The organism is Gardnerella sp. KA00718 (assembly GCF_049244285.1).
GTDB lineage: Bacteria > Actinomycetota > Actinomycetes > Actinomycetales > Bifidobacteriaceae > Bifidobacterium > Bifidobacterium vaginale.
In genome coordinates this window covers 719451-734375 of record NZ_CP058370.1, presented here as the reverse complement: position 1 = coordinate 734375, position 14925 = coordinate 719451, and the positions used below count along the sequence as shown (strand labels likewise).

Here is a 14925-nt window from a genome sequence, read left to right as displayed (position 1 = left end):
ATAATCATCTAACTAATCATCTAAACGCTCTATTAAATTGCTATTATTAAAACGCGGCAACGCTACTACGCAATACAATAATAGGACTAAAGCAAAAACAATAAACCAAGGCATTCTCCATGAAAGTGGACGAGAATGGCTATAAATCGATGTTTTTGAAACAGATTTTTTACTGTTATCAACATCAAAACGGCAGTATGTTCCGTGATCAGATGAAACAACAAGTTGAGTACCATCGGAAGCATTAACGTTAGCAATCAGGTTTTCTGTAGCCTCCTTATTAGAAGTACTATCAGAAGACAAGATGGAATTGTTAGCAGATAAGTTAGTTTTAGTTATGGAATCGTTAACAATATAAATTCCACCTATTCCAAGCTGTTTCAGAGTTTCTATAGACTCATCGTCTGCATGAGAAAGAAGCTTAGAAGCTGCATAATATAGTGTGTTTCTGCTAGGAGAATACCCGTAAAGTACATCTCGAACTTGTAATGCTGGAGATAGATCAATAAGATCACCTCGAACAGTTCGCATAAGTGAAATATCTAGCTCACGACTATTTATTGCTTTAATAGCAAGGACTCGATTAGAGTCATTCTTCCTTAAATAGTCAGAAACAACCATTGGTAAACCGTTATCACTTGCATAAACAGAAGTTAAAGGACCACTTGTTATAGCAAATAATCCGAGCAGAATAGCAACAGCAAAAATACCAAAAGCTAAAATTCCTCTAGCAAGATGAATAATCTTACGGAGCATCGCTTTAGCAGAGCGCCTAATAGCAGCACGCTTAGAAACGCGCGTCGTATAATCGTCTGGATTATTATCAATATTTATATTAGATCTTCGCAAAGGCTCAAAACGATGAACAGCTTTACCGGCAACCATGCACATGCAAGCAAGCACACCAAGCGCGCTTAAACATACGCCTGGAAGAACGCTAGAAGATATAGGACCATCAAAATCCGCTGCGATAACGACTCGAGATGCAACTAATGAAATAGCCATACCACTTACTATCACAACCCACATCATTCTAGAAGTTCTTAAAGCAAATGGAAGAGCAAGAGAAGCTAAAGCCATTAACAAAGCGAGAACAGCAAACACAATCATTATGATTCCGCGAAGCTGCATAATAGGCAAAGATTGAGAAGAAAAATGATTCAAATCAATATTGAAAGCTCTAAGTAAAACATCTAAATAGTTGACAACTCTAGGAGCACCATTGATTTTTTGCGATGGAACAGCCATAGTCGCAAAAAGCTGACGCCACATTCCAGATTCAAAATAGCGAACTACACTACCTAGAGTTGGAAGAAGAACCAACACAGAAGGTATAGGCATAAGCGCTAGCATAAAACGATGTGAACGAACCATTATCAATGATGCTACGAAAATAACAATCATAGGTAGGATAAGCTGAGGGCAAGCTGCAAGAGGAATCATAAAGCATAACGATGCGCATGCAGCACATTGTATAGATGGAACAGGAAGCACTGGATCTTCTGTAACATACATTCCTACAGCGTGGAAAGCAAACGCAAATGCTGCTGGCAAAAACACCATTGTTAGAAGCATTGGTAAGTCGCCTCTAGCGAATATGCCAAATGCCATTGCAATCATTGTCCAACAAATACCAGAACAAACTCTTACAATATCGGAACGAGTAAATACTCCTGCAAGCGCCCAAAAACTTAACAACATTGCTGGAGCTGCAAGGAAGAAAATAACACTTACTGCAGCGATTGTATTGCCACCAAACACAATAGAGGCGAGCATCCAAATAATAAGAAGAGGAGATGGAGGTATTGCAGAGGCAAAACCATCATCTGGAATATAAGATCCGATTGCAGAATTAAAAAGTTGATTAAAACTAGAGCCAGTAGGAAGTAATTGGCTTGAATAAAGCGATGATCCAGAAAAAATCTTACTAATAGGAGCACCATAAAGAAGCATAACAGCCGCAAACACAAGCAAAGAAGCAAAAATAGCAGCACTCCAACGAAGTAAAATTCGCTTATGCAAATGTCGCCTTGCAAGCGGACTTAAAATAACTCCCTTTTTTTGAGTTTTAAAAGCAACAGTCTTGTCTTTCCAACGTGTAATTTGGCTACGACTTGCTATAAGGGACGAAAGCCTCTTCAAAGACACTTTCGCCACTCTAGATACTCTTCTTCTAGCAAAAATAGCTTTAGGAAATTGCGCTAATGCTATCCACGGGAGCATAAGGTGCATGAATGCCACATATGGTTGCTTAGCAAACAAAGACTGCAAGGCGCGAATTAATGACATAGGCAGGCTACACAACCAAACAATTGGCCACATAATCACACGAATATCCGTGTACAAATATCTTTGTTTTGCCATAATCGAATACGCAGAACCGTAGCAAATACTAGATTTTTCAACAGGTCTTTCTTCTCCACTTCGAGTGCGGATTCCATCAAAACGCGCTCTTCTATGCGCTATGCGAGCTTTTGGCACAACAACTACTCGCCCACCGCTTAAAATAACTCGCCTACAAAAATCGTTAGACTCTTCAAACGTTGTTAACCAAGGTTGAGTCCCTCGCATCGTTTGCCATGCGCTAAGAGAAACAAGAGCACCAGCCAAAGAAACAGAATAAACATCTCCACGAAAATCATACTGCTCCTGATCTGGTTCACCTTCTACAGTAAGAGAATGCACTCTATGTTTCCATGCATACATGCCAACATTGTGCAAAATCTTACCCTGCCAATCCACTTGTTTTGCACCTAGAATACAAGCTGTTGGCGTATTTCTCCATGTTTCTCTTAAAGCCTCAAGACACTTGTTATCGCAAGGTTTTGAATCGTCGTGAAGAAGCCACAAGGATTTAATGCCTTGCAATGGTAAAAGTTTTCTCAAAGATTTTTCTACCGCATCGCCAAAAGATTTTGCAGATTTAATAGGTATAACAATAATCTTTATCTTTGCGTAAGATTCCTGTATATAACCCTGATTGTTGTTAGAAAAATCACCACCATAATTACTAACAAAATCTGCGCTAGAAATTAGACCAGATAATGTCGTTGGTTCTATTTGAACATTAAAAGATGTTACAGATTCTTTTTCTACTCTATTAGCACAATCAGCTACAACAATAGTTCCTGGAAGAACAGTTTGATTGATTAAAGCTTGCAAAGTGTCTTCATAAAACCGCGTATCTCTCTCAACACTCATTATTGAAATAATCGACGAATCAACTTCACGCGGTTGCTTGCGATTTAAAGCTGAAAAAACGTGTAAAACATTATTTTCAAACGTATCAGTCTCAGCGGTTAATGAATCCATACATAATAGTGTACGCAAGGGGTATGTATTATGCATGTTTAGATAATTCTCAATAGAATGCACTATAATAGTGGCTTATATGTGTGTTTACGAAAGAAGGAAGCATGGCAGCCTCTCGCTATGAACAAGACCGCCGGTACCAAACTAACTATTGGGACTCCTCAGCTCCACATCATAGCTTAAGCAATCATATTTTAGATAATTCTCGTAAATTAATTTCTATTGTTATTGTTGCCATTCTAGCCTTCTTTTCTACAATCATAGCAGCTGTTTGGCTTGATTTTTCGTCTACAATACAATCTCGTGTTGTTAACATGATTACAAAAGATGGCAAAAAAGTTCAAGCAGTAGACCCTAACGCTGGTAAAACAATCAACATTCTTGTTCTTGGTCAAGATACTCGAGAAGGCAGAAACCGTGCTTTTCAGGGCGGTGGCGAAGATGAAAATCATCAATCAGATACGGCGATGATTGTTCAAATCAGCGCAGACAGATCCTATATAAATATTGTTTCTATTCCAAGAGACTCAATGGTTAAAGCAGCATCATGCAATACGACTAATGGAAAAATTCCTTCCAGGCGCAAAGTGATGTTTAATTCTATTTTTGCTCTTGGGTACGCTAAAGGCGGAGATTTAGCGTCGGCAGCATCATGCACTCTTGCAACAGTAAATGAAATTACTGGATTAGATATAACTAATTTCATTGTTGCGGACTTTAGTGGTCTAAGCGACATGATTAACGCAATAGGCGGCGTAAATTTGTGTATTCCAGTAGATACTAAGGATTACTACACTGGAGTTAATTTAAAGCACGGATTACAGCATTTAGATGGTGTTCAAGCAACACAGTATGCAAGAATGAGGCATGATACTGCAAGTGACGGCTCAGATATTATGAGAACTACGCGTCAACAATATCTACTAAAACAGCTTATTCATCAAGCATTGTCTAAAAACTTGTTCACACAATCTGGTCAGCTATATCAGCTTGCAAAATCTGCTCTAAAATCGCTTAATATAAGCGAAGGATTAGCAAATCCTGCGACACTGGTTGGATTAGCAACAAGCCTTCACAAGTTAAATACTTCTAATATTTATGCACAAACAATACCGATTACAGCTGATCCAGCTGACGAGAATCGTGTTATTCTTGACGACAGTGCAGAATACGTTTGGGAATTGATGAGAGAAAATAAACCACTTACTAAGCATCTTGCCTCTAAGCAAAGTAAGTCTGAAAAATCTACAAAGAAAAATTCTAAAGAAGATAAAAAATCAACTTCTAAAGATTCCAATGTCTCAAATGACGATTCGGATAATACGAACGGTACAGGTTCCTACGATTCTACAAATAGCGGACCAGCAGGAAAACTTAGCGCTATTAATCCAAAAACTGGATTAGCTAAAGACGAATTAGGCAGACTAATAGACCCAAATAGTGGAGGCATAGTGGATCCAAATGATGGAACAATAAGAGATCCAAATACTGGGCATTACATGGGTATTGCAGATAAATACTTAAATAACACTATTTGCGCAGTTCCAAAAGGGAAATAATAAGAAAGATAGAAAATATATTTTCGACACTACTTTATAACCACAATGCTTTATAATGCCATTGTTAGTTATTGCATTGAGTTAATACGATTAGAAATTATTAATTAGCAAACACATACGAGTTATGCTACAGGAGGATAAATGAGCCAGCAACGTCCAGAAGACGCTTCAGGGAATCAGAATAATCCTCCTAGTTTTGCACCATCTAATCGTAGAAAAAATAAGAATGGCTCTTACTCACACAATACAAGCGCAAATAATGGAAATGCAATACCGAGTTTTCCTCCTAAACAGAATCACAAATTTAAAGAAATAGAAAATCAAAACTCACAAATCAATCAAAAAGCACCATCTTTTGCACCAACATCGCGCAAAAACGGCAACACAAGTCATCCAAAAATATCGAATATAACACCATCAATTAATGTGCAACCGATTAGCACAGCATATTCAAATTCCGAATCGTATATGATTTCACCTGAGTCTTATATAGGAACGTCTAATAAAATCTTTGAAAAACCAGACGATGTAGAATCAATTGATAATCCTGCTAATAACCCTATAGGTTATAGAAAAAAACATCATTTCTTAAAATATTTAACTTTATTGTTAGTAACGCTCTTAATTATTGTAGGAGTGTGTGGAGCGTTATCTTGGAACTGGGTTGATTCACAAATAAAACGCGAACCATGGTTGACTAATACAGAAGACACTCAAGAAACAACATGGCTTATTCTAGGATCAGACCAGAGAGAAGGCGAAGAGGCTAAAGAGATAACAGGCTTTAGAACAGACACTATTCTTGTACTAACAAAACCTGTAAGCGGACACAGCTCTTTAATATCAATTCCAAGAGACTCGCTTGTTTCAATAAATGGTCAGCAAATGAAAATAAACACTGTTGCGCAAGATATTGGAAAACGAGCCTTAACAAAAACAGTCGAAAAAATAACTGGTCACAAAATAGATCATGTAGCAGAAATAAAATTCGAAGGACTTACAAAAGTTGTAAATTCTTTGGGCGGAATAGATTTATGCTATAACCGTACTGTAAATGATGCATACAGTGGTCTTAATTGGACAGCTGGATGCCATAGCGTAGACGGAACAGTTGCGCTAGCTTTTTCCAGAATGAGATACGCGGATCCACAATCCGACTTTGGTAGAGCAGCAAGACAACGCATGGTGATAAGCGCAATAATGAAAAAAGCATTATCTAGCAGCACACTTACAAATTTTGGGACCGTAAAAGGATTTGCAAAAGCATCTCTCGATTCAGCAATGTTAGACGAAAACACAAATCCTGGAACACTACTAAACATGGGGCTTGCGTTTAAAGAAGCTACAGGAAAAGATGGTGTAACGGGAACAGTTTATTGGACAAACCCTGATTATGAGGTTTACGGAGTCGGATCATCAGTATTGTTAGACGACGCCAAGAATATTGAATTATTCAACCAGTTATCTGCAGGAACACATGCTCCTGGAAGCGTAGGAACACTTGCAGAATTAATGAATCAACAATAATACGAATACGATTAACACGATTAACACAAAAGTTTTATCGTATTTAAACCTTTAACCACACTGCTGTATTTTCCTTGCACAAACTGTAAAAACTCATGCATGATTGCGCTATGGAATATAAGGAATGTAAAAACTACGGAAACTATGAAAACAACGCAATCTATAATAAAAACGCATCCTCAAAATCAATGTTTTGGATGCAGATTATCGCTAATATTGTGCCAATTTTTGCCAATATTGCTCTAGCAATAATGGCGTGCTTGCAAAAAAGTTGGATGATGCTAGCAATGGTTGTCCCAAGCATAATGATGTATATTGCTTGCTTAATACCACAAATTATTCAATACAATGTGAATAAGAAAAGTGATAACAAAAACGAAAATAATATTAAAAAACGTGTTGAAACACAATTTTCTAAAAGGATAAGTCGCCAGCATGTTCAAGGTGTTCCAAATACGCTTGTTCCAATAAATTTAGAAGCAATACTGATAAATAATGCTAATCAAATAAGCAACATAAGTAATTCTAAAAATATAGTAAATAGCAGTACTCCTCCATGGAAAAATGTTGTTTACTCTTGGCTAAAATCTTCCAATGAGTCAAATAAAAAACTCGTAGCACCAATCGGGATAAGTGAAAACGGATATTTTTGTTTAGACCTTATTAGAAACGGACCACACGCTCTTGTAGCAGGTACAACAGGCTCAGGCAAATCTGTGTTACTAACATCATGGTGTTTGGCTTTAGCATTCAACTACTCCCCCAAATCTTTGCAATTTGTTTTTATGGATTTTAAGGGTGGAGCCACATTTGATGCTCTTTCCACACTCCCACACAGCATTGGGAATGTAGGAGATCTAAACCTTCAACATGCAGTAAGAGCACTTAGAGGATTAGAAAAAGAATTAGATAGAAGAGAAAGATTAGTAGCATGCCAAGGATGCCATGATATTAATCAAGTAAAACCATACCAGCCTTCACTGGCTATTGTTATAGACGAATTTCACGCATTAAAAAATCAATTGCCAGACTACATGAATCGTCTTATACGAATAGCATCAGTTGGAAGATCCTTAGGAATGCACCTTATAGCATGCACACAGAATCCAATGGCACAAGTAAATGCAGACATGAAAGCAAATATGTCTATAAACATATGTTTAAGAGTTAGAGATGCAATGCAATCTCATGAATTATTAGGATCATCTTGTGCAGCGAGCATAAATCCAAACAATCCTGGAGCAGCATACTGCAACACTGGAGATGGAATAATAGCATTACAATGCTCACAAAGCAGAAACAAAGATTCTCTTATACAAGCAATAAAATTAGCTGGAAAATTCTACTACTATAATCAACCTAAACAACTATTCAGTGCTCCATTACCAAGATATTTAGGTTATTCAACAATCAAAAATTATTGCAATAATACTTTTTGCAACGATAAATCTTCTAGGTTTAATTCTGACTTTAGCTATGACTTAAGTAAAGAAGATGGATTGTTAATAGGCTTAAAAGACGATGGCATTAATTTAAGCGAGGCAATTCTACCTACAAATCTGGGAAATATCGCAATTATTGGAGGAAATAAGAGAGGAAAAACTAATCTTATAAACGTAATTTCTAAAGCTATAAAATCAAGAAACACATACAACAATTCGCAAAATATTTATATTTTAGACAATGCAGACTCACTGCTAGAACCTTTTAGTAGCGACACAAAGTCTCAAGAATTTCAAAGTAAACTAGTCAATCCAAAAATAACTGTAATTTTCTGCGCACAAAACGCAAGGCATATTCGCATACCAGAACAAGCACCAGTAAGAATAATATTCCCAACAGGAGATGCTGGGACAGATACAATGCTCGGAATACCATCAGACTTGCTAAAAACTCTTAATGTAGATGATTATCAAACTCCAGGAAGATGCGTAATGGTAATTCCTGGAAGTGCTAATCTATTACAGATTTTAAGTTTTACATAAGGCTTTACATAAAAAATATTTTAAATTATTCAAAAAATTAAAAAAATAAAAAATTCTTAAAAAAGTCTTGAAAAAAAGTTATATTCATGGTTTCCTTGAGTGCGGATAGTTTTTAAAAACAAAGTTTAATAATAGTTTTAACCAGCGTAAGCTACGTTTTTTAAAGGGGATATTTATTTATGAGCAGCGCATTTGATTGGCGTTCAAAAGCAGCATGCAGAGACAAAGATCCTGAGCTTTTCTTCCCAGTAGGAAGTAACAGTGCATCTAATCAGCAGGTTGAGGAAGCCAAAGCAGTGTGCAGAACTTGTAACGTTGCAGACAATTGCCTAAGATGCGCGCTTGAAACAAGCCAAGATTACGGCGTATGGGGTGGTCTTAGTGAAGATGAACGACGATCACTAAAACGCAGGGCTATACGTGCAAGAAGAAACCAAAATGCAGAACTGTAATCTACATCTACTCCACTCCTGGAACTCGTAGCTTAATGTCGAGAAGAACACGAGTTCCACCTTCTCTACGTTGCTCCCATTTAACTGTTCCGCCAAAGTCGTTAGTAACAAAAGTATTGATTAACTGAGTGCCTAACCCAGATCCAGAAGACTTAGCCATACCGTGCAAAGACTCACTTTCAATACCCTCTCCATCATCTTCGACGACGATACTCAGATTATCCCCACCTCTACCAACAGAAATCTTAATATGTCCTTCACTAACTCCCTCAAAACCATGCTCTACTGCGTTAGTCACAAGTTCTGTTAAAACAAGAGAAAGAGGAGTTGCATCTTGTGCTGCCAACATGCCAAACTTGCCACAAAAATCTATCGTAATATTCTGATTTTGCGAAGCAAGCTCAATAGACATTTTAAGCAAACTAGAAATAACCTTATCAAAATCAACAACCTCATCAGCTGTTTGACTTAAACCTTCGTGGACAAGAGCAATCGTCTGAACGCGTCTTTGTGCTTCTTCTAATTCTTTACGTACTTCTGCAGACTTAGTTTTTCTAGCTTGAAGACGAAGCAAAGCAGAAACAGCTTGAAGATTATTCTTAACACGATGATGAATTTCAGAAATAGTAGCATTCTTAGTTTGAAGCTCTTTTTCCCTACGGAGAACCTCTGTAACATCACGACAAAGAACAACTGCACCCGTTCGATCATTTGGACCATACAATGGAAGCGAGCGCATAGAAACAACAGAATTATTAACTTCTAGTTCGCAATCAACATCCGCTTTACCGCTTAGTACAAGAGGCAAACTTTCAGGAACAACATCGTTTGTGTGCAACAATCTTGCTCCAAACTCGCATAGAAACTCGCCTTGCATAGTGTCTAATCCGCCTAATCTACGGAAACAGCTAATTGCGTTAGGAGAAGCATAGCGCACAACTCCGCTTTCTTCTAAAATAATAAAACCATCTGCAACTCTAGCATTGTGGCGCTGATTTAGCATTGAATCGTGGTATGGAAATTGCTCTCGCGAAATCATGTCGAACAGAGTTTTGCCAGCATTAATGCTTTCGGTCTCATACCTACCGTTTGATTCTCTTGTAGCAAGATTTGTTTCTCTAAGAACAAGACCTAACGTCTTGCCATTATGACGCACTGGGGCGTAAACATTACAAACTGTTGCTCTTCCAACAGTTCTTAATACAGAAGAGTGGAAGCTTGTTTCTTTACTCATTGCTGCATTTAATTCTTGATGCATTGATTCGTCTAGTTTTACACCTAGTAAATCTTCAGTTCTAAGTGTAATTGCTGTAGACGGACGACATTGTTCTGCTACAACGTAATCACCATTGCCGTTTTGAATAATCAAAAGCAAGTCTGCAAAACTTAAGTCTGCTATTACCTGCCAGTCTGCTACAAGGTGATGCAGCCATTCGCGATCAGACTCATCAAAATCTGGACGCGTTGCAAGAATATGAGAAAAATCAGCCATAACCACAATAATATAGCCACATGGATAAATCTAAAACTATGGAGGATTTACTCCTACCAATTACGTGGCAACAAATTACAATAACTCTTTTAATAAAATAGTCTTATAAATTTCTGTTCATAGATTTCTGTTAATAAAATAAATTTACGACTTTCCATATTTGTACGAACAAAAGTTAGTTTAAATTTGCATCGTTTCTTATATTTCACTCCAAATCATGATTTGCATAATTTCTATGCAGCAAACCGAATACATTGACACCATATGTAACACCACTTATAATTTTATAAACACCAAAAACACGCTATTAACTGGGGGTGAAATGTCGCAATGGGACAAATTACTTAAGCGAATACTTAGCTTATCTAAAGATATGAGATTTGAGGAATTGAAAAAAGTGCTAGAAGCCTACGGATATGAAATGTGCAATCCAAGAAGCGGAAGCAGTCATTATACTTTTCGCAAAAATCACGCCAACCCAATTACAATTCCTAAGCATGAACCAATCAAAAAGATATACGTAGAAATGGTGAAATCTGTAGTAGAAGCAGAAGACGAAGAAATAAAAGAGGAAAATCAAATATGGTGAAAACACTTACGAATAAAACGCTTAGCTACTACATGTCACTCCCATACAAGCTGGAGATTGTAAAAGATCCAGATGAAGGCGGATTTGTGTCCTACTACCCTGATTTGCCAGGGTGCATGAGTTCTGGAGAATCCGAACAAGAAGCAGCAGCAAATGCGCAGGATGCTAAAAAGGCTTGGCTGGAAGCCGCACTTCAAAGCAAAGTAAACATAAAAGAGCCGTCTTACCATGAGATAAATGATTATTCTGGGCAATTCAAACTGCGTCTTCCAAAGGAATTACATAGGCAGTTGGCTGAACAATCTCAAGCCGAAGGCATAAGCATGAACCAGTATTGCGTTTATCTTCTTTCGCAAAACAACGCTATTGAGCGCGTGCTTGAGCGAGCATAGAAAATAAATACCTGGCTATTTGCTAGCAATCACTCGCAATCACTTGCAATCACTCGCAGTGCAATTTCAATGCCTCGAAGCATATCAGCTAAACTCATAGAACTCGTGCTCGGCTTATTGAGAACCTGCTCAGGCAAATACGGAACGTGAATGAAACCGCTCTTAATTGGCAATTTTTTAGTCTGGCAATAATGACAAACACTGTAAAGCACGTCATTACACACGTATGCGCCCGCAGAAAAAGACACAGACGCCGGCAATTTTGCTTTATTTAAAGCGTCAACTATGCTTACAACTGGCAAAGTCGCTTTATAAGCCACATCACCATCTTGCACAACAGGCTCATACCAAGGCTTATATCCACTATTATCCGGTATGCGCGCAGCTCTACAGTTAATACCAACATACTCGACATTAAAACAAGCAGAACCGCCAAATTGCCCTAACGAAAGCACAGCATTAGGATGAACTTCCTCTATTTTCTCAATAACTTTTTGCGCACCCTTGTTAAATTCCGTAGGAATCTGCAAACGAACAAGTTCCACACCCTCAGGAGCATGCACTGATTGCGCAATCTCCCACGACGGATTTATAGACTCATTATCAAACGGCGTAAAACCAGTAATCAAAATACGCATTAAAATACCCCCTCATACAACTCTCACTTATCAAACTTTATCAAAGTTTATCAAAATTTATCAAAAGACATTGCGAAACTATATATACACGAATGCACTTATACAAAACACTCACGATTCTATTACATACTTCACGTTCATAGAAAAGATTAAATCGTAATTACAACTTATACAATAATCAGAAACAACACACCTAGAATCAAAATTAGCAAGACTCGTATCAATGTAATAAGATTTAGTACCAGCGTGTAACTAACAAACAATGTGGTTAACAGCACGCATATGAAAATTAAACAGTAACATCAACGACGAAAAGAGATTACCGATGACCAAGATTATTCAGATTGGCGCAAATCATGCTGGCACTGCCTGCGCTAACACCATTTTGAGCTACCCAGGAAACGATCTTACAATTTACGATCAGAATAGCAACATTTCCTTCCTTGGCTGCGGTATGGCTTTGTGGATTGGAAAGCAGATTCAAAGCAGCGATGGTCTGTTCTACCAGAAGCCAGAAGATTTCGTTAAAAAGGGCGCAAAAGTAAATCTTGAAAGCAAAGTTCTAGACATTGATTACGCAAAGAAAGAAGTTACTGTAGAGCTTAAAGACGGCACTGTTATTCACGATTCTTACGATAAACTCGTTCTAGCTACTGGTAGCCTTCCAAACAAGCCACGCATTAAAGGCATTGACTTGGAAAACGTGCAAATGGTAAAGCTTTTCCAAAATGCGCAAACTGTTATTGCTAAACTTCAAGAGCGCGATTTTAATAACGTTGTGGTTCTTGGCGGCGGCTACATTGGCGTGGAACTTGCGGAAGCTTTTAAGCGCCTTGGCAAGAACGTGACTCTCATCGACATGGAAGACCATATTCTTAACGGCTACTTTGACCCAGAGTTTTCCGATAATTTGAAGAGAATTATGGAAGATAAGGGCATTAAGTTTGAGCTTGGTCAAGCTGTTGAAGAGATTGTTGGAGATACTGAAGTTAAGGCTGTTAAAACAAGCAAGGGCACTTACGACGCCGACATGGTGATTTGTGCTATTGGATTCCACCCAAATGTTGCTCTTGGAAAAGATCATTTGAAGCAATACGAAAACGGCGCTTTCCTAGTTGATAAAAAGCAGCAAACTTCCGACCCAGACGTGTACGCTATTGGCGATTGCGCTACAATCTACGACAACGCTCGAAGCCGCGTAAACTACATTGCGCTCGCTACTAATGCCGTTAGAAGCGGCTTGATTGCAGGCCACAACGTTTGCGGAACTCCTGTAGAAACCGAGGGCGTGCAAGGCTCTAGCGCAATGATGATTTACGACTACAAGCTTGTTTGCACTGGTTTGAGCTTAACGGCTGCTCAAAAAGAGGGCATGGACGTTGATTACGTTGATTTTGAGGATACTCAAAAGCCTGCGTTTATGGAAGTTGAGAATCCAAAAGTTAAGATTCGCATTGTTTACAAGAAGGATTCTAAGGTGATTGTTGGATGCCAATTGGCTTCTAACTACGATATGTCTGCAGCAATCCACCTGTTCTCTCTTGCTATTCAAAAGAAAGTCACGATTAAAGAGCTTGCATTGTGTGATATCTTCTTTATGCCTCACTTCAACCAGCCATACAATTACATTACGATGGCAGCTTACACGGCTTTGTTGAAGGGATGATTAGCTTCTGATTAATCTCTGCTGATTAAGTTCTGCGATTAGCTTAAATCGCGTTTATTAAACCAAGCAATCTGTTCTATAATGGAGCGGTTGCTTGGTTTTTTAATCATCCGCGCACAAATCGCGAATTAAAACGCGCATATTAGCGTAAGACATGCAGATTAAAACAAAGGAGTCTAGGATGAAGCAGCTTTCTATTAAACCAACTATTCATAAGTTCGAGAACGCACGCGACTTCGCGCAAGAATTCAAGCTCAGCAAGGGCGATTTGGTTATTACAAACCAGTATATTTGGGAGCCTTATTTTGGCGATTTGAATCTTGATTGCGACGTGATTTTCCAAGAAAAGTACGGCAAGGGCGAGCCGAGCGATGCAATGGTTGATGCAATCGTTAGTGACATTCACACTACTCCAAAGCGCGTGATTGGAATTGGCGGCGGCACTGTTTTGGATATTTCGAAGGTTTGCGCGTTGAAGCAAACAAGTCCACTTGAAGATTTGGTCGACGGCAAGATTCCTGCACAAAAAGGCGCGGATCTTATTCTTGTTCCAACTACTTGCGGCACTGGCTCCGAAGTTACGAACGTTGCGGTGTTCTCGCTTACTAAGCGCAATACCAAGAAGGGTTTGGCGAACGATGCTTGCTATGCTACGGACGCTGTTCTTATTCCAGAATTGTTAAAGAGCCTGCCTGATTACGTTTTTGCAACCAGCTCTATTGACGCTCTTACGCATTCGATTGAGTCCGCACTTTCTCCTATTGCAACCGAGCTTACAAAAATGTTTAGTTACAAGGCTTGCGGACTTATTTTGCAAAGTTATATGCGAGTTGTTAAAGAAGGCAGCAGCGCAAAAAGCCAAGTTGTAAGCGACTTGGTTTCGGCAAGTCTTTACGCTGGTATTGCGTTTGGTAACGCTGGCTGCGGTTGCGTTCACGCGATGGCTTATCCGCTTGGTGGAACTTTCCACGTGGCTCACGGCGAAACAAATGCTGCGCTTCTTACAAGCGTTTTGCGATACTATGCTAAGCACGACGCAAACGAGAATAACACAGAAAACACTGAGCTTCCTAAGCTTTTCGGCTTCATGGCAAATATTCTTGAATGCCAAAAAGAAGACGTACTAGACAAGCTCGACGAAGTTCTTAACACGATTCTTCCTAAGCACAAGCTTCACGAGTATGGCATGACCAAAGACATGATTCGCGATTGGGCTTCAAGCGTTGTTAAAGAACAGCAGCGACTTCTAAAGAATTCATACATGCATATGAGCGAAGATGCTATTGCTGAAGTCTACGCGTCTACTTTCTAAA

Annotated in this window: 11 protein-coding genes; 8 read left to right on the top strand and 3 right to left on the bottom strand. The window is 38.7% G+C overall.

Translation table 11 applies throughout. The annotated features are described in order from the left end of the window. Positions 1–12: 12 nt before the first annotated feature. On the bottom strand, positions 13–3312 hold the full coding sequence (locus tag HXT55_RS02930) for a glycosyltransferase family 2 protein (protein ID WP_421792444.1): 3300 nt from the start codon (positions 3310–3312) through the stop codon (positions 13–15). A gap of 104 nt (positions 3313–3416) precedes the next feature. Here HXT55_RS02930 and HXT55_RS02925 point away from each other — a divergent pair, with 104 nt between their 5' ends. From HXT55_RS02925 to HXT55_RS02910, 4 genes are all read left to right on the top strand, one after another. Next, complete coding sequence (locus tag HXT55_RS02925; protein ID WP_285084903.1) at positions 3417–4871, top strand: LCP family protein; 1455 nt, start codon at positions 3417–3419, stop codon at positions 4869–4871. Positions 4872–5012: 141 nt separating this feature from the next. Further along, positions 5013–6398 carry an LCP family protein gene (locus HXT55_RS02920; protein WP_009994387.1) on the top strand — a complete coding sequence of 462 codons (1386 nt, stop codon included), beginning with the start codon at positions 5013–5015 and terminating at the stop codon, positions 6396–6398. A gap of 95 nt (positions 6399–6493) precedes the next feature. After that, complete coding sequence (locus tag HXT55_RS02915; protein WP_421792442.1) at positions 6494–8383, top strand: FtsK/SpoIIIE domain-containing protein; 1890 nt, start codon at positions 6494–6496, stop codon at positions 8381–8383. A gap of 179 nt (positions 8384–8562) precedes the next feature. Continuing rightward, positions 8563–8835, top strand: a complete 273-nt coding sequence (locus tag HXT55_RS02910; RefSeq protein ID WP_004113182.1) for a WhiB family transcriptional regulator — start codon at positions 8563–8565, stop codon at positions 8833–8835. Positions 8836–8842: 7 nt separating this feature from the next. Here the strand turns inward: HXT55_RS02910 and HXT55_RS02905 are convergent, their stop codons facing one another. After that, complete coding sequence (locus HXT55_RS02905) at positions 8843–10327, bottom strand: sensor histidine kinase (RefSeq protein ID WP_004114821.1); 1485 nt, start codon at positions 10325–10327, stop codon at positions 8843–8845. A gap of 235 nt (positions 10328–10562) precedes the next feature. Here HXT55_RS02905 and HXT55_RS02900 point away from each other — a divergent pair, with 235 nt between their 5' ends. Together HXT55_RS02900 and HXT55_RS02895 are read left to right on the top strand one after the other, a co-directional pair. Continuing rightward, positions 10563–10916, top strand: a complete 354-nt coding sequence (locus HXT55_RS02900; protein WP_013399666.1) for a type II toxin-antitoxin system HicA family toxin — start codon at positions 10563–10565, stop codon at positions 10914–10916. Then, the gene (locus HXT55_RS02895) at positions 10910–11308 is read left to right on the top strand and encodes a type II toxin-antitoxin system HicB family antitoxin (protein ID WP_004113191.1); all 399 of its coding nucleotides are present in this window, start codon (positions 10910–10912) and stop codon (positions 11306–11308) included. The genes HXT55_RS02900 and HXT55_RS02895 overlap by 7 nt, the downstream gene beginning before the upstream one ends. Before the next feature lie 29 nt (positions 11309–11337). Here the strand turns inward: HXT55_RS02895 and HXT55_RS02890 are convergent, their stop codons facing one another. Continuing rightward, entirely contained in the window at positions 11338–11946 is a 609-nt protein-coding gene (locus tag HXT55_RS02890; protein WP_004114816.1) for a pyroglutamyl-peptidase I, read from the bottom strand. 325 nt (positions 11947–12271) lie between these two features. Here HXT55_RS02890 and nox point away from each other — a divergent pair, with 325 nt between their 5' ends. Together nox and HXT55_RS02880 are read left to right on the top strand one after the other, a co-directional pair. Then, on the top strand, positions 12272–13612 hold the full coding sequence (nox, locus tag HXT55_RS02885) for a H2O-forming NADH oxidase (protein WP_004113194.1): 1341 nt from the start codon (positions 12272–12274) through the stop codon (positions 13610–13612). A gap of 181 nt (positions 13613–13793) precedes the next feature. Further along, on the top strand, positions 13794–14924 hold the full coding sequence (locus HXT55_RS02880) for a 4-hydroxybutyrate dehydrogenase (RefSeq protein WP_064623003.1): 1131 nt from the start codon (positions 13794–13796) through the stop codon (positions 14922–14924). The last annotated feature ends 1 nt before the right edge of the window (position 14925 follow it).

Excerpts from the sequence above, each read along its gene's own strand:
- HXT55_RS02900 (WP_013399666.1), top strand. The coding sequence starts at position 10,563 with ATGCAGCAAACCGAATACATTGACACCATATGTAACACCACTTATAAT.
- HXT55_RS02890 (WP_004114816.1), bottom strand. The coding sequence starts at position 11,946 with ATGCGTATTTTGATTACTGGTTTTACGCCGTTTGATAATGAGTCTATA.
- HXT55_RS02905 (WP_004114821.1), bottom strand. The coding sequence starts at position 10,327 with ATGGCTGATTTTTCTCATATTCTTGCAACGCGTCCAGATTTTGATGAG.
- HXT55_RS02920 (WP_009994387.1), top strand. The coding sequence starts at position 5,013 with ATGAGCCAGCAACGTCCAGAAGACGCTTCAGGGAATCAGAATAATCCT.
- nox (WP_004113194.1), top strand. The coding sequence starts at position 12,272 with ATGACCAAGATTATTCAGATTGGCGCAAATCATGCTGGCACTGCCTGC.
- HXT55_RS02880 (WP_064623003.1), top strand. The coding sequence starts at position 13,794 with ATGAAGCAGCTTTCTATTAAACCAACTATTCATAAGTTCGAGAACGCA.
- HXT55_RS02895 (WP_004113191.1), top strand. The coding sequence starts at position 10,910 with ATGGTGAAAACACTTACGAATAAAACGCTTAGCTACTACATGTCACTC.
- HXT55_RS02925 (WP_285084903.1), top strand. The coding sequence starts at position 3,417 with ATGGCAGCCTCTCGCTATGAACAAGACCGCCGGTACCAAACTAACTAT.
- HXT55_RS02930 (WP_421792444.1), bottom strand. The coding sequence starts at position 3,312 with ATGGATTCATTAACCGCTGAGACTGATACGTTTGAAAATAATGTTTTA.
- HXT55_RS02910 (WP_004113182.1), top strand. The coding sequence starts at position 8,563 with ATGAGCAGCGCATTTGATTGGCGTTCAAAAGCAGCATGCAGAGACAAA.
- HXT55_RS02915 (WP_421792442.1), top strand. The coding sequence starts at position 6,494 with ATGCATGATTGCGCTATGGAATATAAGGAATGTAAAAACTACGGAAAC.